The organism is Streptomyces sp. DH-12, assembly GCF_002899455.1.
In the GTDB taxonomy this organism is placed as follows: Bacteria; Actinomycetota; Actinomycetes; order Streptomycetales; family Streptomycetaceae; genus Streptomyces.
The window spans coordinates 6,581,045-6,602,157 of sequence record NZ_PPFB01000001.1 but is presented as its reverse complement, the minus strand read 5'-3'; the positions used below and the strand labels follow the sequence as shown (position 1 = coordinate 6,602,157).

Here is a 21,113-nt window from a genome sequence, read left to right as displayed (position 1 = left end):
GGCGCTGTCAAATACGGCCCAGGATCCGTGCACCGGTGGCGTGCACGGCGGCGAGGAAGCCGTTGGCGTCGAAGCCCCGGTCCCACAAGACCAGCACCTCGAGGCCCAGATGATGCAACAACCTGGTGGCGTAGGAGGTCTCGCCCTCCCGGGCGGGACCGAAGACAGCTCCGATCACGGCCCGGGTGCCGGTCTCGACCAATGTCATCAGTTCGACCTGAGGACAGCCGCCGTGAGGGCACCGCCTCAACCAGTCCCGGTCGCGCTCACTGTCAGGCACCTTGATCGAGCTGCAGCCGTCGAACGACACCGTCCGATACGGGCCGAACCGTACCCCCGGCGTGGTCGGCCGGGCCAACGGCCCGGCCAGCACCTCGAACAGCGCCCGCATCGGCGCGCTGCCGAGTCTGCGGCGCAGATCACGTAGCGCTTTCGTGCTCGGGCATACGATCACCATCCCCGGCAGAGCGGCGGTCAGCTTGTCCCAGACCAGCAGGTAGCCGACCTTGGGGAACAGGCATATCGCCAGGAGGAAGTAGACACCGCCCCGCGAGGGCAGATCACGCAATCGCCGCTGCACGGTCCTGGTCTCGGACAAGACCGCGTCGACCAGCTCGAACGGCATGACAGGCGTGAGCTCTCCAAGATGTCCGGGAGCGAACCGGCCCACGGCCACCGTCACCGTACGGGCGATGGCCGTCAGCGCCGTCAGCAGGACACAATGAACGGGCAACGGAGCTCCTTGCGGGACAAGCTGTCTTGGACGACTGCCTGTACCAACGAGCTCCGTTGCTCCACGTCAAGAACCCGCCAACGCCCCTTGCGTGACCAGCGGAAACGCTAACTACCCGGCCTTGGGTCAAGGCCCGTTACGGTCTACCCCTTGATTCGGCGGGCCCGGACGAACCCGGGTCCGCTCCGGTACCGTTCTGGACGCAGCACCCGTGAGTCCGGCTACCGAGCCCCTTTCGGAAAACGTGAACCCACGGCCTTGGCCATCGTCTTCAGGAGCCGGGCACACACCGCGCGGTCCGCCAGAGCGATGCTGTCCTCCAGTAGGTGGAACGCGCTGGTGGCACGGCCGGGGCCTCACATGTCGTCACAGGTCTGACGCAGGTGTCCGGCCTCCCCCGCGGGCACGAGGTCCACATCGCGGCGGACGACGCTGACGTCGTCGCCCCAGCCCTCACAGGCCCGCTGAAGGCCCTGCGCGTCGTACTCGATCACCAGGACCTCGTCACCGAAGGCCTCGGTGAACACGTCGCACTCCTCGTACTTGCCGCACTCCTCGACCACGGCGAAGTCCAGGCCCACCTTCTCACGCTCCGAGGCCAGTTCGGTGGTGTTCTTCTGGCCGATGGCCAGACCCTCGTCATGGGCGTGGGCGGCGAGCAGCGCGAGGAACGCCTTGGCGTCCTCCGCGCCCAGGAGGCCCTGTGGCGCGCGGGTGTAGCTGTCGTAGTTGTCCGGCTCGACCGCGTCGAAGCCCTTGGACGCGCAGGTGTCTATCCAGCCGTTCACCTTCTCGGCGACCCGCTGGCGCTTTGCGTCGGTGCTGATGTCCAGCATCGCCTCGCCCCAGTCCTCGTCCATGACGACCTCACCGGTGTCGTCTCGTAGGAGGAGGTCGGAGTCCCACTCCTTCTCGGCGTCCGGCTGGGCCTGGAAGGCGTTGACGTAACAGATGTTGTACAGGCCGGAAGCGGGCGACGCCGTGTGGTCGCGGACGACGACGTCCACCCCGTCGGGCGGGGAGTAGGCACCCCCGAGCTGGTAGTCGAACCCCGCGTGCGCGGGGGGTGGCGTCACCTGGGGTGCGGCCTCGGAACCGAGGGCCGCACCTCCCGAACACGCCGTGGTCAGCAGGGCGAGGAGGGCGGCGAACGCCGCCGGCAGGGCCGCGGTCCGGGGGGACAGGACACGGTTGCTACGCATGACGGACGAGCTCCACGTGGGGGGACACGTCCCCGCCTCGGACACGACATCGGTCCTGGCGACTCGGTCCGGACTCGCGGCGCTGGGCCGCCCACCGGCTGGGCGTGTCTCTGGCCGGAGATCGGCTCTCCGGTTCGACGGAAACCTAATCGACGACCGAAGCACCCGTCAACGCGCGGCGGATGGAACCGGGGCGTGCGGGGCGGGACCCCCTCGCCGCCCCGTGCCTCCGTCACCCGTCCCAAGGGCTCCAGCCGCGCCGTCACCCCGTTGGACGCGGGCTGATCGCTTGATCTCGGCCACGCTGTCCAAGGGCACCAGGACGTTGGTTTCGGGATAGCGGGCGGCGGCGTGCCTGCGGGCACTCGGGTACGGGACGATCTGGAAGTCCTCCGCGTGGCGTTCCGTCCCGTCAGACCACACGCTTACCAGATCGACCCGTCGGCGCCCGGCCGGACCGAGGTCCGCGAGGACGTCCGGGTTGACCATGATCGCGCGCCGGCTGTCGCTGATGCCCCGACGACGGTCGTGGGGTTACGTCGGCCGATGGCACGGGATGAACTTCGGGTTGATCAAGTTGTCCGCGTTCAGCGATGTCTCACCCTGTCCCAGGTCCCGGCGCCATCTGATGACCGCACCCGGGCGCCGGGCTGAAATGATCAACCGCTTCGCCATCTAGGACCACATCACCGGCACCACTGCCGTGTTCTCAACAGCCTGACCTGGACGAGTCTTTCCAAATGCCTGCGGGCACGAAGAGGGGGTGTTCATGATCGTTTGTGACGACGAACCTGGACACCCTCGTGACCGCACCGTACGTGAAGATCGACGGCTTGGCGGGTATCGCACGGTTGCCGGGACGGCCGCCGAAACTCAGTCACTCCGAGTTGCTGTGTCCGGCCGTCATGCAGGCCATGCTCGGCTTCCACTGCGAGGCCCGCTGGCTGCGGTACGTCCGCGCACACCACCAGGACATGTTCCCCTTCATCCCGCAGGACGCCGGCTACAACAAGCGGTTGCGGGCCACGTTGCCGCAGATCAAACGCGTGATACGGGTGCTCGCCAAGAACACCGACTTCTAGCACGACACGGTATGGATCACGGACTCGGCCCCGGTTCCGTGCGGCATGCCCCGCCCCACGGTCAAACGCTCGGAACTGGCGGGCTGGGCCAGCTACGGCTACTGCGCGTCGCATTCACGGTTCTTCTGGGAGCTTCGGCTGTACCTGGTGTGCACCCCGGCCGGGATGCCGATCCTGTGGGCACTGGCCGATCCCAAGATCGGCGAGCGCGAGGTACTGGCCGCGATGCTGGAGGTCGGCGCCGACCTGGTGCGCGAGCGGCCGGGCCTGCTGCTGATCAGCGACAAGGGCTTCGCCTCGAAGACCTTCGAACGGTCACTGTCCGAACAGGGCATGACGCTGCTGCGGCCGTCGTGGGAGAAGGAGATCCTGCGCCCCGGTGAGCAGATGCTCAAGAAAGTCCGTCAGCTGATCGAGTCGGTAAACGACACCCGTAAGGGCCAGCTCGACCTGGAACAACACGGCGGACGGACCGTCGAGGGCGTTGCTGTCCGAGTCGCCCAGCGCGTGCTGGCCCTGGCCGCCGCGATCCGGCACAACTTCCGGACCGGCCAGGCGGTCAGCCGCTCACTGACCGCCTACGACCACTGACCGTATTCGGAAAGACTCGTCTACTGGTCTGTTCGGGGTGTTGTCGGAGAGGGAGACGTGGGGTGATCCTGCGGTAGGCCGGTGGTATGCGGTGCGCGCAAGGCGGCGGGCTGATCGCCGACCTATGCCGGACGGTCTGCAGCCCGAGACTGCAGCGGCAGGGCATCAGGCACTGAGAGGGCACGACGTGAGCAGGGAACACCTGAGGATCAACCGCTTCGGGTTCGCGGAGTACGACGACATGGCCGACATCGTCCGAGAGACGGACCTGCCGGCCATGGCGGAGACTCTGCGCCAGATCGTGGAACTGGTTCTCGCCGAGGACGAGTCGGGTCTCGTCGAGGCGATGACGATGGAGGCGCAGGCTGACTTCGCGGTGCCACTCGGCATGGCCGCCGAGATGCTCAGAGACGATCGTAACTCGGACATGGAGCTCGTGGCCGCGGCCTGCACGGTGCGGTACTCCGCAGAGCGACACATGGACGAGTTCCCTAAGGAGTTGGCCACCCTCCTGCGGAGACTCCCGCGCTGAGCCGCGCGGGGACGCGGTGCACGCCGTGAGGACTGAACGTAACCGCTCCTACTGATCTTCTTGAGGTGTTGTTGGACGGCGGGTCAGTTCGAGTCCGGTGCCGGTGAGGCAGCCATCGATCAGGGCGGGGCGATGCTGGATGCGCCGCAGGCCACGGCGGAGGGTGTGTTCGAGGTGGTCGTCGTCGGTGAAGGCGACGTTGGCCAAGGGCCCGCGCCGTAGCAGCGACCACACGCCTTCCACTGGGTTGAGGTCCGGTGCATAGGAGGGCAGCTGCACGATGGTGAGCCAGTCGTGTTCGCCCGCGTACCGGCGCATTCCGGCGGCCCGGTGCGTGTTGAGATTGTCCCAGACGAGGACGATGGGGGCCTTGAGCTGGATGTGAGCGCGCACGATGAGGTCGCGATAGTCGGTCCAGGCGAAGCTGTTGCGTCCCCTGCCCCGGTATTTACGGGACGGATTCAATCGGTCGTCGCAACGCTGGTTGGTGGGAGCGATCGTAGCTGCTGGGTGAACACTTCAGCCGGGGTTCGCCACAGAACGTCCTCGACCGCCGTGCCTGGGCCACCCGCGAAGAACTCGGGATAGCGATCGTGACCTGGATCGAGCGGACCTACCACCGACGCCGCAGACAAGCCTCACTCGGCCGACTGCCCCCCGTCGAATTCGAAACCTTCATGACCACGCCGGCCCTCCAGGTCGCGTGACCGAACCTGTCACCCGACCCTGCATCAGACCCTCTACTGAGCAGCAAGGCCGGACTCGGTCTCTCAGTCCGGTCACCTGCCACACAACAACTCCGAGTCGATGAACCCCGGATGCCCGAGTTCAACGGAGCGCAGTCAGCACCAAGTCAGCACGGGACAGGTGAGGACGGGTGATGACGTGGGCTTTTAGTCAGCACCAAACCAGCACGGGAGTCAGCACCGCATCGTCAAATCACCCTGAACTACGCGTCCCGGACGGCACTCCTTTCGGCCACCATCGTCCTTCTGAACCGCCTTTGCATGAGCTGGCATGGTGGCCGCGCGCATAGCCGACCCTCGAACTATGTCGCCCCGCCACATGTGCGCCTGACCTGCGGATTCCTACGGTGTGGCAACACGCAAACGTCCCCGTCACGCCCCAGGAAGTGGTGCCGATGTCGTCGCCCGCAACCGCTCCACCAGCCCCGGACAACCTCAAGCGCATCGTCGCTGCGTCCCTCATCGGGACCACCATCGAGTGGTACGACTTCTTCCTCTACGGGTCCGCCGCCGCGCTGGTCTTCAACCAGCTGTTCTTCCCGGACTCCGATCCGCTGGTCGGCACGCTGCTGTCGTTCCTGACGTACGCCGTCGGGTTCGCCGCGCGGCCGCTCGGCGCGCTGGTGTTCGGGCACTACGGGGACCGGCTCGGGCGCAAGAAGCTGCTGGTGCTGAGCCTGTTGATGATGGGCGGGGCGACGTTCGCCATCGGTCTGCTGCCCACGCACGCCGCCATCGGCAGTGCCGCGCCGGTCCTGCTGACCGTGCTCCGGCTGGCGCAGGGCTTCGCGCTCGGCGGTGAGTGGGGCGGCGCCGTGCTGCTGGTGTCGGAGCACGGTGACGCGCGCCGGCGCGGGTTCTGGGCGTCATGGCCGCAGACCGGCGCCCCGGCCGGGCAGTTGCTGGCGACCGGTGTGCTGGCGCTGCTGACCGCCGTGCTGTCGGAGTCGGCGTTCGGCGCCTGGGGCTGGCGGATCCCCTTCCTGCTCTCCGGAGTTCTGGTGATCGTCGGTCTGTGGATCCGGCTCTCCGTCGACGAGTCGCCGGTGTTCCGGCAGGCGCTGGAGCGTGCCGAGACGCGCGAGACGGACGCCGCCGCCGAGCGCATGCCGCTCGTGGCGGTGCTCAAGCACCACTGGCGGGACGTGCTGGTGGCGATGGGCGCGCGGATGGCGGAGAACATCAGCTACTACGTGATCACCGCGTTCATCCTGGTGTACGCCACCACCTCGGCCGGGGTGTCCAAGCAGACCGCGCTCAACGCCGTGCTCATCGCCTCCGCGCTGCACTTCGCCGTGATCCCCGCCTGGGGCGCCCTGTCGGACCGGCTGGGGCGGCGACCGGTGTACCTGATCGGTGCGGTCGGCGTGGGGCTGTGGATGTTCCCCTTCTTCGCGCTCATCGACACCGGGGGCTTCGGCGCCCTGCTGCTCGCGGTGACCGTGGGTCTCGTCATGCACGGGGCGATGTACGCACCGCAGGCCGCCTTCTTCTCCGAGATGTTCGCGACCCGGATGCGCTACTCCGGCGCCTCCATCGGCGCCCAGTTCGCCTCGGTCGCGGCCGGCGCCCCCGCCCCGCTGATCGCCACCGCGCTGCTGTCGGACCACGGCACCTCCACCCCGATCGCGCTCTACGTCATCGCCGCGAGTCTCGTCACGGTCGTCGCGATCCTGGCGGCCGAGGAGACCCGGCACCGGGATCTCGCGGACGTGTCCCCGGCGGATGAGCCGGACGCGCCCGTCAAGACCGAGGCCGCGCAGGACGCCCGCGTCCTCTGATCCCGTTCCTCGGCCCCGGCCCCCGTGTCCGCCCCCCCGGCGGCGCGGGGGTCAGGGCTGTGCGGGCGGCGGCTGTGTGACGCCGGACAGGCGGTGCAGGCGCAGGGCGAGCTGGATCTCCAGGGCGCGCTGCGGGCTCTGCCAGTCGTCGCCGAGGAGCCGGCCGACGCGGTCCAGCCGCTGCGCGACCGTGTTGACGTGGACGTGCAGTTCGTCCTTGGTGCGGGCCGGACTCGTCCCGCACGCGAAGTACGCGTCGAGCGTGCGCAGCAGCTCGGTGCCGCGCCGCTCGTCGTACGCCACGACCCGGCCGATCGTGCGGTCGACGAAACCCGCGACGTCCCGCTCCCCCGCCAGCAGCAGGCCCAGGAACCCGAAGTCCTCGGCGGCGGAACCGTCGCCCGCGCGGCCGAGCAGCCGCAGGGTGTCGAGGCAGCGGCGGGCCTCCGCGTACGCCGTGGCCACCGTGTCCGGGCGGGCGAGGAGCTGTCCGACCGGGGCGGAGGCGCCGACCGTGACCGGTTCGTGGACGGCCGTGCCCAGTTCGCGGGCCGTGCGGCGGGCCAGGCCGGTGGCGGTGTCACCGGGGGCGAGCGGCAGCACCAGGACCGTGCCGCCGTCGCGGGCGGCGGCGAGGCCGTGGCGGGTCGCCGCGAGGTGGGAGGCCGCGGCCCACAGGCGTCTGCGGGCGTCGGCCTCCTGGTCGGCGTCCGCGGTGCCGCTCTCCAGCCGGGCGGCGAGCACGGCGTGCGTGGCGTCGAGGTCGGCGCGCAGCCGGGTCGCCCGCTCGCGCAGCAGGCGCGGGTCGCGGTCGCGGGCGTCGAGCAGGTCGTCGAGCAGTTCGCCGCGGACGCGCTGCTCGGCCTCGGCTGCGGAGCGGCGGGCCAGCAGCAGCAGCGAGGTGACCATGGCGGCACGCTCGAGGGTGCGCTGGTCGACGGGGTCGAGGCCCGGGTGGCCGCGCAGGACGAGCGCGCCGAGGAGTTCGTCGCCAGCGGCGACGGCAGCGATCCAGTCGTCCCCGTGCCGCACGGCGTGCCCCTCGGCGCGTGAGGACTCCAGGGCCGTCGCGGGCGCCGCCACGGCTTCGGTGAACTCGACGGCGCCGTCCAGGACCTGGGAGACGGCGGCGGCCACGTCGTGCACCCCGCCGCCGCGCAGGACCAGCTCGGCGAGGCGGTCGTGGACGTCGGAGGCGCGCTCGATGACGCCGCTGCGGTCCTGGATGATCTCGTTGGCCCGCTCCAGGCCGGCCAGCGCCTCGCGGGTCTCGGCGAGCAGGTTGGCCGTGTCGATGGCGGCCGCGGCGAGCGCGGCGAACGAGCCCAGCAGGGCGATCTGCTCCCGCTCGAACACCCGGGAGCGGCGGTCCGCGGCGAACAGCACCCCGATGACGTGGTCCCCCAGCGTCAGGGGCACGCCGACGATGGCGACGAGTCCTTCGTCGCGCACCCCGCTGTCGATGGAGCGGGTGTGCTGGAAGCGGTCGTCGCGGAAGTAGTCGTCGGTGACGTAGGGGCGGGCGGTCTGGGCGACGAGGCCGCCGAGCCCCTCGCCCATGCCGAGACGCAGCTGCTGGAAGCGGGCCGCCACCGAGCCTTCGGTGACCCGCATGTAGGTGTCGCCCCGCTCCGGGTCGTTCAGACTGAGGTAGGCGACGTCGGTACCGAGCAGGGAACGGGCGCGCTGCACGATCGCGCGCAGCACGGCGTCCAGGTCGCGCAGTCCGGCGAGGTCGTGGGCGGTCTCGAACAGGGCGGACAGCTCGGCCTCACGGCGTCGGCGCCCCTCCATCTCGGAGCGCACGCGCAGGGCGAGCAGCTTGGCCCGCTCCAGGGCCGCGACCCGCTCGGCGGGCAGGCCCTCGGCGCGGGCGAGCAGCACCGGCTGTTCGTAGGCCTCGGCGGGGGCGCCGCGGGCCAGCAGCTCCAGGAACGGCGCCTCGGCGCTGTCGGCGACGGGCCGGCCGGCGTCGGGGCGGGACCGGCCCGGCGGGCCGGTGGCGGAGGCGGACCGCTCGGCGGACCGGAGGTGATCGCGAGGCATGGGTCTCAGGATTCCTCATCCGGCGGCCGCCCCGTCAGGCCTGTGGAAAACCTCGCGGGCCGACGGCCGGCCGCGGTCGGCGTCAGGGGCTCAGTGCGCGGTCCAGCCGCCGTCCAGCACCAGCGAGGCGCCGGTGACGAAGGAGGCCCGCGGGCCGCACAGGTAGGCCACCGCCTCGGCGACCTCCTCCGGTTCGATCAGGCGCTTGACCGCGCTGTCCTGCAGCAGCACCTCGGACACCACGCGCTCCTCGGGGATGCCGTGGGTGCGGGCCTGGTCGGCGATCTGCCTCTCGACCAGTGCGGTGCGCACATAGGCGGGGTTCACACAGTTCGAGGTGACACCGTGGGCGGCGCCTTCCAGGGCGGTGGTCTTGGACAGCCCTTCCAGGCCGTGCTTGGCGGCCACGTAGGCGGACTTGTAGGCCGAGGCGCGCAGGCCGTGCACGGAGGAGATGTTCACGACGCGCCCCCAGCCCTGCCCGTACATGTGCGGCAGGGCGCCCCGGATGAGGCGGAAGGGGGCCTCCAGCATCACGGTGAGCACCGTGTGGAAGACGTCCGGCGGGAACTGCTCGATGGGACGCACCAGCTGGAGTCCGGCGTTGTTGACCAGGACGTCCGTCCCGGCGGCGGCGGACTCGGCGGCGTCCAGGTCGGTGAGGTCCAGGACGTGCGGTTCGACGGCGCCGTCCAGGTCCGCGGCCGCGGCGGCGAGCGCCTCCAGCCCCTCGGCGTCCCGGTCGACGGCTCTGACCTTGGCGCCGGCGACCGCGAGCCGCAGCGCGCAGGCGCGGCCGATGCCACCGGCGGCCCCGGTGACGAGCGCGGTGCGGCCGCCGAGGTCGAGAAGGGTGTCGTGGGGGGCCGGGAGGGCACTGGGCGCGGTCATGGGGTTGACCCTAGGCAGCACGCCCCGGTCCACCCATGTGGGCACGCACCACAGTTCAGCCGTTTCCAGTGGGGTCGAGCCATGTGGGTGCGGGCTCGAACCAGGTGGGTGCGTCGGCAAGGGCCTGCTTGATGCGGAAGCTCGCGAAGTCGTTCAGCTCGGGGAGCGCGTCCACGGCGAACCAGCCGACGTCCAGGGACTCGTCGTCGTTGACCCGCGCCTCGCCGCCGACGGCGCGGCAGCGGAAGGTGATGTCCATGTACTGGCAGATGTCGCCGTTGCCGTACGTCACCGGCTCCAGGGCCTGGACCAGCACGATCCGCTCGACCGCGCAGCGTACGGCGGTCTCCTCCTCGACCTCCCGCACCGCGCAGACGGCGGGCTGCTCCCCCGGGTCGGGGATGCCGCCGATGACCGACCACTTGCGGGTGTCCGCCCGGCGGTTGAGCAGCACGCGGTCCTCGTCGTCGAAGACGAGGGCCGTGACGCCGGGCAGCCACAGCAGCTGGTGGCCGGCCGATGCGCGCAGGGTGCGGATGAAGTCAGGAGTAGCCATGCCCCCGACCCTAACGGGCACCCGGGGGCGTGCCCGGACACGTCAGGCGGCGTGCGGTGTCCCCTTATCGGTCGCCGGTGCGCCGGGCGCGCACCCGCACGGCGACGCCCCGGCCGAGACCGCCCGCGGCGAGAAGGACGAGGGCCGCCTCCGGGAGGGCGCCGAGCCGGGTGGCGGGTGTCTGCGAGGTGCGCAGCGGCACCTCCTGCACCAGCGAGTCGGCGACGAACATGCCGGTCCTCTGGGTGATCCTTCCGTCCGGCATGATGACGGCGCTGACGCCGCTGGTCACCGGCACGGTGACGGCGCGGCTGTGCTCGACGGCGCGGACCCGGGACATGGCGAGCTGCTGGTAGGTCATCTCGCTGCGCCCGAAGGTGGCGTTGTTGCTGGGCACGGAGATCATCCGGGCGCCGTCGGCGACGGTGTCGCGCACGGCCCAGTCGAAGGCGGCCTCGTAGCAGGTGACCAGGCCGACGGCGGCGCCGTCCCGGTCGAACACGCCCGGCTCCGAGCCGCGGCTGAAGTCCTGGCGGACCATCGAGGTCCACTCCTCGTTGATCGCGCCGACCAGGGAGCGCAGCGGGAGGTACTCGCCGAACGGCTGGATCTGCCGCTTGTCGTAGGTGTCGACCGGACCCTTCACCGGGTCCCAGAGGACCTGCTCGTTGAGCAGCTTCCCGTCCCGGGAGACCACCGCGCCGACCGAGATCGGCGCGCCGACGGCCTTCGCGGCGCGGTCGACGACCTGGCGGGCGTCCTCGTTGGCGAAGGGGTCGATGTCGGAGGAGTTCTCCGGCCACAGCACGATGTCCGGCCGCTCGGCACGGCCGGCGGCGACCTCGGCGGCCAGTCGCTCCGTCTCGCGCGCGTGGTAGTCGAGGACGGCCCGCCGCTGGGCGTTGAAGTCGAGCCCGAGACGGGGCACGTTGCCCTGGACGACGGCGACGGTGACCGTGCCGCTCTCGGCCTTGTCGCTGACCAGCGTGCGCGCCGCGAACGCCCCGGCCACCGGCACGGCGACGCTCAGCACGCCGACGACCGCGGCGGCCCGGTGCGGGGCGCCGGCGCGCCGCGCCTTCACGGCGAGCCGCACCAGCTCGTACAGGCCGAATCCGCAGAGCACCACGGCGAAACCGAGGACCGGGGTGCCGCCGAGCGCGGCGAGCGGCAGGAACACGCCGTCGGCCTGGCCGAACGCGATCTTGCCCCAGGGGAAGCCGCTGAACGGCACGCGCGCGCGTGCCGCCTCGCCGGCGATCCACAGCGCCGCCGCCCACACCGGCCACCCGGGCAGCCGCGACACCACGGTGATCCCCGCGCCGGCCAGCGCCACGTACACCGCCTCGATCACCACGAGCGCGAGCCACGGGCCGGGGCCGACCTCCACGCCGGTCCACACCAGCAGCGGCAGCAGGAACCCGAGGCCGAAGAGGTAGCCGAGGCCGAGGCCCGCCTTCCAGCTCCGGCCGCGCAGCACCCAGCCGAAGGCGGCGAAGGCGGGCAGGGCCAGCCACCACAGGGTGCGCGGCGGGAAGCTGACGTAGAGGAGGAGGCCCGCGAGCGCGGCGGCGACGGGCGGGAGGAGGCGCGCGCGCCACTTCTGCCAGGCCGAGGGCGTGGTCCGCGGCGGCATGGGGTCCGACGCGCCGACGGAGGTTGCGGTGACGGTCACTCGGGGAGTCTACGGCGCGTGACCTGGGGTGGGACAGCACGGTCGTACGGCGCCGGGGCGGCCGGACGGTGCGCGGTCCCGGTGCCCGGCACCGTTTCCGCGCGGGCCGTCACCGGGCGTCCCCGAACGGGCCGCCAGCCGTTACCGTGTGCCGGTGCCTTGTCCGCGCGGCCCGTCGGAGCCCGCGGGCGGGGGCCGTCACAGCTCGGGGGCACGACGTGGGGCGGGGTGCGGGGTGGGTTCCACAGGTTCGGCGGACGGGACGTCCGCCGGTGCGGACGCGGACGGCGAGAGACGGGCCGGCCGGCCCGGGCCACACGGTCCGGCGGGACGGCGCCCGGACCCGCGCATCACGCCGTCCACGAGGCGCCCACCGATCGGGGGCGAGGCGCGCCCGCCCCGCCGGTGAGGCGCCGTGCGCCGGGAGCCCGTCCCCTCACAGCCTCGTCCCCGGCCGCCTCAGCCGCAGCCGGTCGCGGATGACGCGGACCGCCGCCTCCGCGTCGTCCACCGTCACGGTGAACGTGTGGCCGTCCGCGAGCCGGAGGACCACGCCCTCGCCGCGGCGGACGACGACCGCCGTCCCCTTCTCGGGGCGCCAGCGATAGCCCCAGCCACCCCAGTGGCGGGGCGTGACGTGCGGGGCGAACTCGGCACCCGCGACATGGGACAGCGGGATGCGGCGGCGCGGCACGCCGATGTGGCCGCAGCGCACCTCGAGGTGGTCCTCGTCGACGCGCAGGGCCACGTGCACGAAGGCGAGGGTGCCGAACAGCACCAGGAGTCCGGCCGCGATGCAGCCGACGACGGCCATGGCGAGCGGCGCGCCACCGGACGTCCACGCGGAGTCGACGGCCAGGGCGATGCCGAGCGCCATGCACGCGACGCCGATCAGCGCCAGAAGCCACTGGAAGCGGGCGGTGGCGCGACCGGTCCAGACCTCGGAGTACAGGCCGGGCTCGCCGGAGCGGTGGTCCCTCATGCCTCGAGGCTACTCAGGATCCGCCCCGTCGGTACTTCGTCGCGGGCCGTTACTGAGCCGTCCGGGCGGGGACGGCCGCCTGGAGCAGCCCGCCCTCCGGATAGGTGAGGGCGGCCTCGGGCAGCGGGCCCGGGCGCCCGCTGAGCAGCACGGTCAGCGTGCCGGTGGCGGGGGCGTCGGGGACGGGCTGCTCGCCGAGCCGCCGCAGGGCCTGGGCGGCCACCGCGCCGGCGGAGCCGTGCAGGGCGAGCGGCCGCGGTCCGGGGCGCTGCACGGCGGCGCGGATGCGGTCGGCGACCAGCTCGTAGTGGGTGCAGCCGAGGACGACGGTGGTCACGTCGTCCGGGGTGAGTTCGGCGGCCGCGGCGACCGCGGCGTCGATCGCCGTGTCGTCGGCGCGCTCCACGGCCTCGGCCAGTCCCCAGCAGGGCACCTCGGTGACGGTCACGCCCGCGGCGAACCTCTTGATCAGGTCGCGCTGGTAGGGGCTGCCCGTCGTGGCGGGCGTGGCCCAGATGGCGAGCGGGCCGCCGCCGGCCGCGGCCGGCTTGATGGCGGGGACGGTGCCGACGACCGGCAGGTCGGGCTCGTGGCGGGCGCGCAGGGCGGTGAGGGCGTGCACGGTGGCCGTGTTGCAGCCGACGATCAGCGCGTCGGGCCGGTGCACGGCGGCCGCCTCGGCGACGGCCAGGGCGCGCTCGGTGAGGTCGGCGGGCGTCCTGGGTCCCCACGGCATGCCGTCGGGATCGAGGGAGAGCACCAGATCGGCGTCGGGGCGCAGTCGCCGTACCGCGGCGGTGGCCGCCAGCAGTCCGATTCCGGAGTCCATGAGCGCGATCTTCACCCGGCCACGATAGACGATGAGCCGCTGCGGGGCCGTGCCGTGGGGCAGACTGCGCACGTGAGCGCCGTCGTGTGGAGTGCCGCCGGGTCCCTCGCCGCCTGGCTGTGGCTGCTGCTGTTCCAGGGGTGGTTCTGGCGCACGGACGTACGGCTTCCGGCGTCGCGCGACCCGGACGCGTGGCCGGACGTGTGCGTGGTGGTCCCCGCGCGGGACGAGGCGGCGGTGCTGCCCGCGAGCCTGCCGTCGCTGCTCGCCCAGGACTACCCCGGCCGGGCGGCGGTGTTCCTCGTCGACGACGGCAGCACGGACGGCACCGGGGACCTCGCCCGGGAGCTGGCCCGGCGGCAGGGCGGTCTGCCGCTCACCGTGGTCTCCCCCGGGGAGCCGCCGGCCGGGTGGACCGGCAAACTGTGGGCGGTGCGGCACGGCATGGAGCTGGCCCGCGCCGGGGACCCCGAGTACCTGCTGCTGACGGACGCCGACATCGCGCACGCCCCGGACAGCCTGCGGCGGCTGGTGGCGGCGGCCCGGACCGGCGGGTTCGACCTCCTGTCGCAGATGGCTCGGCTGCGGGTGGAGAGCCTGTGGGAGCGCCTGGTCGTGCCGGCGTTCGTGTACTTCTTCGCGCAGCTCTACCCGTTCCGCCGGATCGCCCGTCCGGGGTCGCGGACGGCCGCGGCGGCCGGGGGCTGCGTGCTGCTGCGCGCCGACGCCGCCGCCCGGGCGCGGATCCCGGACGCCGTGCGGCACGCCGTGATCGACGACGTGGCCGTGGCCCGTGCGGTCAAGCGGAGCGGCGGGCGCGTGTGGCTGGGCCTGGCGGACGGCGTGGACAGCGTGCGCCCCTATCCGCGGCTGCGTGACCTGTGGCGCATGGTGTCGAGGAGCGCGTACGCGCAGCTGCGGCACAGCCCGGTGCTGGTGGCGGGCACGGTGGCCGGTCTGGCGCTGGTGTACCTGGTGCCGCCGGTCGCGGTGGCCGTGGGCGCGGCGGCGGGGAGCCCGCCGTGCGCGCTGCTGGGTGCGGCGGCCTGGCTGGTGATGGCGGGGACGTACGTCCCGATGCTGCGGTACTGCCGGCAGCCGCTGTGGCTCGCCCCGCTGCTGCCGGTGACCGCGTTCCTCTACCTGCTGATGACGGTGGACTCGGCGGTGCAGCACCACCGCGGGCGCGGTGCCGCCTGGAAGGGCCGCACCTACGCCCGCCCGGAGACCGCCGCCGAGGAGGTCTGACGGGGCGTCACTTGCGGCCGGGCGTCCAGTTCATGCCCCAGCCGTAGGCGTGGTCGACGGTGCGCTGCGGGCTGACGCCGCGCTCGGGGACGAGGTAGCGGGCCTCGCGCTGGACGACCAGGTCGCCGCTGCCGTTGTTGCTGATGAGTGCGAGCGCGCACACCGTGGAGGGCACGGTGCACTCGTCGAGGGAGAAGTCGATGGGGGCGCCGTGCTGCGGGCGCAGGGTGACCGTCGCGTGCAGGTCGGCGAAGGAGCGGGCGCCCTCGTAGACCGTGACGAAGACGAGGATGCGCCGGATGAGGTGCCTGTGGTCGAGGTTGACGGTGAGGTTCTCGCCGCTCGACGAGGCGCCGGTGCGGTCGTCGCCGTCGAGGTGGATGAAGGGCGGCTGGTGCAGCGAGCCGAAGGCGTTGCCGAGGGCCTGGACCACGCCCTTCCTGCCGTCGGTGAGCTCCCACAGGGCGCACAGGTCGAGGTCGAGGTCGGCGTGCATGGCGACCGGCCGGCCCAGCTTGGCGGCCCAGCCGGAGAACTGCTTGCGCACCTCCCAGTTGAGGTTGACGTGCAGGGAGCCCGAGGTGCCGCCCTGCTTGGACAGCGACACGGACGGCGCCGCCTTGGTGAGCGTCACCTTCGTCAGCCGGACCGGCGCCGGGGACGCGGCCGGCGGGGGCGGGGGCTGCGGCACGGTGACCGTCGGGGTGACCGGCGGGGCCGGGGGCGCGACGGGTGCGGCGGGCGGGGCGGCGTGCTGCGGCTCGTCCACGGTGATGCCGTAGTCGGTGGCCAGTCCCTCGAGCCCGCTGCTGTAGCCCTGGCCGACGGCGCGGAACTTCCAGGCGCCCTGGCGCCGGTAGAACTCGCCGAGCACGAACGCCGTCTCGGTGGTGGCGCCGGCGCTGTCGAAGCGGGCGGCCACGGTGCCGTCCGCCGCGTCCTTCACCTCGATGGAGAGGTCCGGGACCCGCCCGAAGGCGCCGCCGTCGCTGGAGGCGGCCAGGACGACGGACTCGACGCCGGGTTCGACACGGGCGAGGTCGACGAGCAGGGTGTCGGTCACCCGGCCCCCGGCCTGCCGCTTGCCCTCGTGGCGTACGGCGCCGGAGGCGTGGGCGGGCTGGTTGTAGAAGACGAAGTCGCCGTCGGAGCGGACCTTGCCGCCGGCCAGCAGCAGCGCCGAGGCGTCCGCGTCGGGGACGCCGGGGCCCGAGCTCCAGCCCACGTCCACCCGCAGTGCCGTGGCCGGCACCTGTGTGTTCGATCCCTTCGGCATTGACATGTCCCGCCCCCATCACAGGTCGCCGCGCCAGGCCGGTTCCCGGCATCCGTCGGTGTGCGTCCGCCCAACCTATTCCCCCGCGCGTCGGACGCCCACGGCGGCCGACGGCATCGCGCTGATCGCGGCCCGCCCGCTCCCCCGCGCGTGAGCCGCCCACGCCCCACGGATGCGGACACTCCGTGCGACCGCCGGTAACACCCTGGGAGCTCGGCCTTTACACGAAAATCACGCGGCAGAAAGCCTGTTTTCCTCACATTCGCTCGTATTGGGGACCGCGAGTCACCCAGGGAGCGGAAAACAACCCTCTTATCGGTCTCCCCAACCGGCACATCGTGGGCTTAACTTATGTGCCATGACCTCCCCCCGCTCCATGTATGGCGGCGGCTACTCCTCCGCTGCCTTCCCGGACACCCCGATCTACGACTCGCTCGTGGCCGAGCGGGGCACCCCGCAGATCGCCCCGATCCGGGTCCCCGCCGCGTACGAGGCGCCGGGCAGTCACCTGCCCGCGCTTCCCTCGGCGTTGCCGGCCCTCCCGGCGGCACCGTCCCAGCCGTCCTACGGCTACGGCTACCCCCAGCCCGCGGCGCCGCAGCCCGCACCTCTCCAGCAGGCGCACACGCCGTACATCCCGCAGCAGGCCACCGCGCCGCGCGGCTACCCCGGCCCCCAGCCGCAGCCGCCGCGCCCGCCCCAGCCCGCCGGGTACGAGGCGATGCGCCCCGCCGCCCCGCGGCCGGCGCCCGCGCCGTACCAGGACCCGTACAACAACCAGCAGTACCGGGGGTACTGAGCGGACCGGGGGCCGTCGTCCCGTGATGGCACGATGGCCCCATGCGGAACGCTCGTGTGCGCTCGATCCACGTTCATCCGGTCAAGGCCTTCCGGAGCCTGCCGCTCCGGGAGGTCGTCGTGGAGCGCTGGGGTCCGGCCGGTGACCGGCGCTGGATGCTGATCGACGACGGGGGAAAGGTCGTCACCCAGCGCCGCCACCCGCGTCTGGCCCTCGCCGCCGCCGAGCCGCTGCCCGGCGGCGGCGTCGTGCTGTCCGCACCCGGCCGGGACCCGGTCACGGTGCCCGTGCCGGCGCCCGGCGCGACCGTCCCGGCGGAACTCTTCGGCGACAAGGTGGAGGTCGTCCCCGCCGAGGACGCGGCCGTGCACGCCTGGTGCAGCGGCTTCCTGGGCACTCCGGTACGGCTCGTGCACCTCGACGACCCGGCCGTGCGACGGCCGGTGGACCCCGCGTACGCGCTGCCCGGCGAGACGGTCACCCTCGCCGACGGCTACCCGCTGCTGCTCACCACGACCGCCTCCCTGGACCGGCTCAACTCCCTGATCGCACAGGGCGCGCACGCGGACGAGGGTCCGCTGCCGATGAGCCGCTTCCGGCCCAACGTGGTCATCGAGGGGACGGAGGCGTGGGCGGAGGACCGCTGGACCCGCGTCACGATCGGCGCGGTCCCGTTCCGGGTCGCCGAGCCGTGCGGACGGTGCGTGGTCACCACCACCGACCAGGACAGTGCCCAGCGCGGACGCGAGCCGCTGCACACCCTGGGCCGGCACCGGTCCGTCGACGGCCGGCTCGTCTTCGGCCAGAACCTGGTGCCCCTCTCCTCCGGCACCCTCCGGGTCGGCGATCCGCTGGAGGCCGTGGCCTGACGCACGACCGGGCGGATCCGCGCGGCGCGGGAACCCGGGCGCGCTCCGGCACGTTGGGCTGCGTGAGGGGTCGGTGAGAGACCGGGCAGGGGGTGCGTGCCGTGCGGGCGGTCGGCGGACTGTGGCGCTGGCGGCGCAACCCGCTGCGCCGCGCCACCGACCTCGCGGAGGCCTGGCTGGCGCTCACCGCGCTCCTGCTGGTCACCCTCGCCGCACCGCTGACCGGCGTCCTCGCCGGCAGCGCCGCGCACGCGTCGCTGCAGCGTTCGGCCCTCGCCCAGCAGCAGTCCCGTCACCTGGTGACGGCCACGGTGGTGCGCGAGCTCGAGCCCTCCCCGCCGGACACGGACCCGGAGCTGGTGGGCGGGGACCCGGGCAGTCACGTCCTGGCCCGCTGGACCGCCCCGGACGGCACCGACCGGCGGGAGCCCGTGCGGGCGCGCCTGCCGGACCCCCGGCCGGGCGGCACCTTCCGCATATGGACCGACGGCAGCGGGGACCGGGTCGCGCGCCCGCTGGACGCGGGCACGGCGACGGCGTACGCGGTGCTGGCGGGCGCGGGGGCCGGGCTGCTGGCCGCCGGGCTGTTCGAGGGCGGGCGGCGCCTGGTGCTGCGGCGCATGCTCGGCGACCGGTACGCCCGCTGGGACCGGGAGTGGGGCCGCGTGGGCCCGGACTGGGGCAGGGCGGGAGCCGACAGCTGACGGCGTTCCGGCTCCGGTCAACTCGCCGCCCCCGCGCACGCTACGGTGGTCCGGCCGAACCGATCGGCAGCGACTCGGGCGGGAACGGTCCACAGGTACGACGAGGTGGGGGCACGGCAACACCATGGCACAGGGCACGGTCCAGGTGACGCACACCGGCACATCGAGGTGGCGACGCCGCACGGGTGAGTACCCATCGCTCGCCGCCGCCCTGGAGGCCGCGGCCGAGGGCGACGTCCTCACCGTCGCTCCCGGCACCTACCGGGAGAACCTCGTCGTGCGGCGGGCGGTGACCCTGCGCGGGCCCGAGGGGGCGCCAGGATCGGTGCGCATCGCGCCGCCGGACGGGGTGCCGCTCACCGTGCGCGCCTCCGCCGTGGTGCAGGACCTGCACGTGGAGGGGCAGGACGCCACCGCCCCGGCCGTGCTGCTGGAGGACGGCACCCCGGAGCTGCGGGACATCCGCGTGGTCAGCCGGTCCGCGGCCGGCATCGAGGTGCGCGGCGCCGCACGGCCCACGGTGCGCCGCTGCACGGTCGACAACCCGGCGGGCGCCGGCATAGCCGTCCTGGACGGCGGGGGCGGGGTGTTCGAGGAGTGCGAGGTGGTCGCCGCCGGCCAGGCGGGCGTCGCCGTGCGCGGCGGAGGCCACCCCCGGCTGGAGCGCTGCCGGGTGCACCACGCCTCCGGTTCCGGGCTGACCGTGACCGGGGAGAACTCGGCGCTGGAGGCCGTCGGGTGCGAGGTGTACGAGGTGCGCGGCAGCGGCGTGCAGGTGGCCGGCCGCGCCACCGCCCACCTCACCGACTGCGACGTGCACCGCACCACCGGGGACGGCGTCACGCTCGACACGGACGCCGTGCTGACGCTGGCCGACTGCCGCATCCACGACATCCCGGAGAACGCGGTCGACCTGCGCTCCCGCTCGGTGCTCACCCTGACCCGCACCACGGTGCGGCAGTTCGGCCGCAACGGCCTGTCGGTGTGGGACCCGGGCACGCGGGTCGACGCCAACCAGTGCGAGATCTTCGACAGCACCGGCGACTACCCGGCGGTGTGGGTGAGCGACGGCGCCACGGCCGTCCTGGAGTCCTGCCGGGTCCACGACGTGCCGGACGCCCTGTTCGTGCTCGACCGCGGCTCGCGCGCGGACGTCGTCGACAGCGACCTCTCGCAGGTGCGCAACACGGCGGTCTCGGTGAGCGACGGCGCGACCGCCCAGCTCGACGACTGCCGGATCCGGGAGGCGGCGACGGGCGCCTGGTTCCGTGACCACGGCAGCGGCGGCACCCTCAACAACTGCTCCCTGGACGGCACCCGGACCGGCGTCATCGTCACCAAGGGCGCCGACCCGGCCGTCGAGCGCTGCACGGTCGACTCCCCCGCCGAGGCGGGCGTGTACGTCTCCGCAGGCGGCCGCGGCACCTTCGAGCACTGCCGGGTCACGGGCAGCGGCGGCTACGGCTTCCACGTCATCGACGGCAGCCGTACGACGCTGCGCAAGTGCCGTACCGAGCGTTGCGCGCGCGGGGGTTACGAGTTCGCCGAGGGCGCCGACGGGACGTCCGGCTCGGGCGGGCCGGTCGTCGAGGACTGCACGAGCGACGAGTCCGGCAGCCTGCGCGCCGAGCCGCCCGCGCCGGAGCCCGCGGTGCAGACGACGGGCCGCACCACGGGACTGCTGGGCGCGGTCCCCGCCCCGGCCTCCGAGACCCCGGCCCCACCCGCACCCGTGCCGGAAGCGCGGCGCCCGGCGCGCACCTCGAAGGACGTCCTCGGTGAACTCGACGCCCTGGTCGGCCTGGAGAGCGTCAAGCGCGAGGTGCGGGCCCTCACCGACATGATCGAGGTGGGCCGGCGCCGGCAGCAGGCCGGGCTGAAGGCGGCGTCCGTCAAGCGGCACCTGGTGTTCACCGGCTCCCCCGGCACCGGCAAGACCACCGTGGCGCGCCTGTACGGCGAGATCCTCGCCTCGCTCGGGGTGCTGGAGCAGGGCCACCTGGTCGAGGTGTCCCGTGTGGACCTGGTCGGCGAGCACATCGGCTCGACGGCGATCCGCACCCAGGAGGCGTTCGAGAAGGCGCGCGGCGGGGTGCTGTTCATCGACGAGGCGTACGCGCTCTCGCCGGAGGACGCGGGCCGGGACTTCGGCAAGGAGGCCATCGACACGCTGGTGAAGCTGATGGAGGACCAGCGGGACGCGGTGGTGGTCATCGTGGCCGGCTACACGGCCGAGATGGAGCGCTTCCTGTCGGTCAACCCCGGTGTGGCGTCCCGTTTCTCGCGGACGATCACGTTCGGCGACTACGGTCCCGAGGAACTGCTGCGGATCGTGGAACAGCAGGCCGAGGAGCACGAGTACCGGCTGGCGCCGGGCGCGGCCGAGGCGCTGCTGGCGTACTTCACCGACATCCCCAAGGGCCCCGCGTTCGGCAACGGGCGCACGGCGCGGCAGACGTTCGAGGCGATGGTGGAGCGGCACGCGAGCCGTGTCGCCCAGCTCGACGAGCCCACCACCGACGACCTGACGCTGCTGTACGCGGAGGACCTGCCCGCGCTGCCCTGAGCGCG

At 73.0% G+C, this 21,113-nt stretch carries 16 protein-coding genes and 4 pseudogenes; 9 read left to right on the top strand and 11 right to left on the bottom strand.

The features are described from left to right. Positions 1–7: 7 nt before the first annotated feature. From C1708_RS28880 to C1708_RS35305, 3 genes and pseudogenes are all read right to left on the bottom strand, one after another. The gene (locus C1708_RS28880; protein ID WP_274543376.1) at positions 8–670 is read right to left on the bottom strand and encodes a transposase domain-containing protein; all 663 of its coding nucleotides are present in this window, start codon (positions 668–670) and stop codon (positions 8–10) included. Positions 671–1,089: 419 nt separating this feature from the next. Next, complete coding sequence (locus tag C1708_RS28875; RefSeq protein ID WP_106415439.1) at positions 1,090–1,935, bottom strand: endo alpha-1,4 polygalactosaminidase; 846 nt, start codon at positions 1,933–1,935, stop codon at positions 1,090–1,092. Between the two features lie 248 nt (positions 1,936–2,183). Then, positions 2,184–2,466: pseudogene (locus C1708_RS35305) on the bottom strand (hypothetical protein); the annotation flags it as partial. A 248-nt stretch (positions 2,467–2,714) separates the two neighbouring features. Between C1708_RS35305 and C1708_RS28865 the strand changes: the two are divergent. Continuing rightward, positions 2,715–3,608, top strand: a pseudogene (locus tag C1708_RS28865) (IS982 family transposase). Between the two features lie 187 nt (positions 3,609–3,795). Then, positions 3,796–4,140 (top strand): hypothetical protein, encoded by a 345-nt coding sequence (locus C1708_RS28860; RefSeq protein WP_106415438.1) that lies wholly within the window; start codon positions 3,796–3,798, stop codon positions 4,138–4,140. 48 nt (positions 4,141–4,188) lie between these two features. Here the strand turns inward: C1708_RS28860 and C1708_RS28855 are convergent. Next, positions 4,189–4,575, bottom strand: a pseudogene (locus C1708_RS28855) (transposase); the annotation flags it as partial. A gap of 101 nt (positions 4,576–4,676) precedes the next feature. On the opposite strand from C1708_RS28855, the pseudogene C1708_RS33655 reads away from it, so the two are divergent. Continuing rightward, a pseudogene (locus C1708_RS33655) lies at positions 4,677–4,847 on the top strand (IS3 family transposase); the annotation flags it as partial. A 434-nt stretch (positions 4,848–5,281) separates the two neighbouring features. Beyond that, positions 5,282–6,667, top strand: a complete 1,386-nt coding sequence (locus C1708_RS28850; protein WP_198602624.1) for an MFS transporter — start codon at positions 5,282–5,284, stop codon at positions 6,665–6,667. Positions 6,668–6,718: 51 nt separating this feature from the next. Here the strand turns inward: C1708_RS28850 and C1708_RS28845 are convergent, their stop codons facing one another. The 6 genes from C1708_RS28845 to C1708_RS28820 form a co-directional block, all read right to left on the bottom strand. Beyond that, positions 6,719–8,713, bottom strand: a complete 1,995-nt coding sequence (locus C1708_RS28845; protein ID WP_106415435.1) for a helix-turn-helix domain-containing protein — start codon at positions 8,711–8,713, stop codon at positions 6,719–6,721. 90 nt (positions 8,714–8,803) lie between these two features. Next, positions 8,804–9,604, bottom strand: coding sequence for a 3-hydroxybutyrate dehydrogenase (locus tag C1708_RS28840; protein ID WP_106415434.1), 801 nt, complete (start codon positions 9,602–9,604; stop codon positions 8,804–8,806). 55 nt (positions 9,605–9,659) lie between these two features. Next, the gene (locus C1708_RS28835; RefSeq protein ID WP_106415433.1) at positions 9,660–10,160 is read right to left on the bottom strand and encodes an NUDIX hydrolase; all 501 of its coding nucleotides are present in this window, start codon (positions 10,158–10,160) and stop codon (positions 9,660–9,662) included. 64 nt (positions 10,161–10,224) lie between these two features. Continuing rightward, positions 10,225–11,835, bottom strand: a complete 1,611-nt coding sequence (gene lnt / locus C1708_RS28830; RefSeq protein WP_106415432.1) for an apolipoprotein N-acyltransferase — start codon at positions 11,833–11,835, stop codon at positions 10,225–10,227. Between the two features lie 436 nt (positions 11,836–12,271). Next, positions 12,272–12,817 (bottom strand): hypothetical protein, encoded by a 546-nt coding sequence (locus tag C1708_RS28825; RefSeq protein ID WP_106415431.1) that lies wholly within the window; start codon positions 12,815–12,817, stop codon positions 12,272–12,274. A gap of 49 nt (positions 12,818–12,866) precedes the next feature. After that, positions 12,867–13,661, bottom strand: a complete 795-nt coding sequence (locus tag C1708_RS28820) for a glutamate racemase (RefSeq protein WP_198602759.1) — start codon at positions 13,659–13,661, stop codon at positions 12,867–12,869. A gap of 39 nt (positions 13,662–13,700) precedes the next feature. Here C1708_RS28820 and C1708_RS28815 point away from each other — a divergent pair, with 39 nt between their 5' ends. Then, positions 13,701–14,894: a glycosyltransferase gene (locus C1708_RS28815; RefSeq protein ID WP_106415430.1), complete on the top strand. Its 1,194-nt coding sequence runs from the start codon at positions 13,701–13,703 to the stop codon at positions 14,892–14,894. A 7-nt stretch (positions 14,895–14,901) separates the two neighbouring features. Here C1708_RS28815 and C1708_RS28810 read toward each other — a convergent pair whose 3' ends face one another. Further along, complete coding sequence (locus tag C1708_RS28810) at positions 14,902–16,170, bottom strand: TerD family protein (protein ID WP_106415429.1); 1,269 nt, start codon at positions 16,168–16,170, stop codon at positions 14,902–14,904. Between the two features lie 358 nt (positions 16,171–16,528). Between C1708_RS28810 and C1708_RS28805 the strand changes: the two genes are divergently transcribed. The 4 genes from C1708_RS28805 (at position 16,529) to C1708_RS28790 (ending at position 21,108) form a co-directional block, all read left to right on the top strand. After that, positions 16,529–16,969, top strand: coding sequence for a DUF6643 family protein (locus C1708_RS28805; RefSeq protein WP_106415428.1), 441 nt, complete (start codon positions 16,529–16,531; stop codon positions 16,967–16,969). 41 nt (positions 16,970–17,010) lie between these two features. Next, the gene (locus tag C1708_RS28800) at positions 17,011–17,838 is read left to right on the top strand and encodes an MOSC domain-containing protein (RefSeq protein ID WP_106415427.1); all 828 of its coding nucleotides are present in this window, start codon (positions 17,011–17,013) and stop codon (positions 17,836–17,838) included. 92 nt (positions 17,839–17,930) lie between these two features. Next, on the top strand, positions 17,931–18,542 hold the full coding sequence (locus C1708_RS28795; RefSeq protein WP_198602623.1) for an Rv1733c family protein: 612 nt from the start codon (positions 17,931–17,933) through the stop codon (positions 18,540–18,542). A gap of 124 nt (positions 18,543–18,666) precedes the next feature. Next, positions 18,667–21,108 (top strand): right-handed parallel beta-helix repeat-containing protein, encoded by a 2,442-nt coding sequence (locus C1708_RS28790; protein ID WP_106415426.1) that lies wholly within the window; start codon positions 18,667–18,669, stop codon positions 21,106–21,108. Positions 21,109–21,113 lie beyond the last annotated feature (5 nt).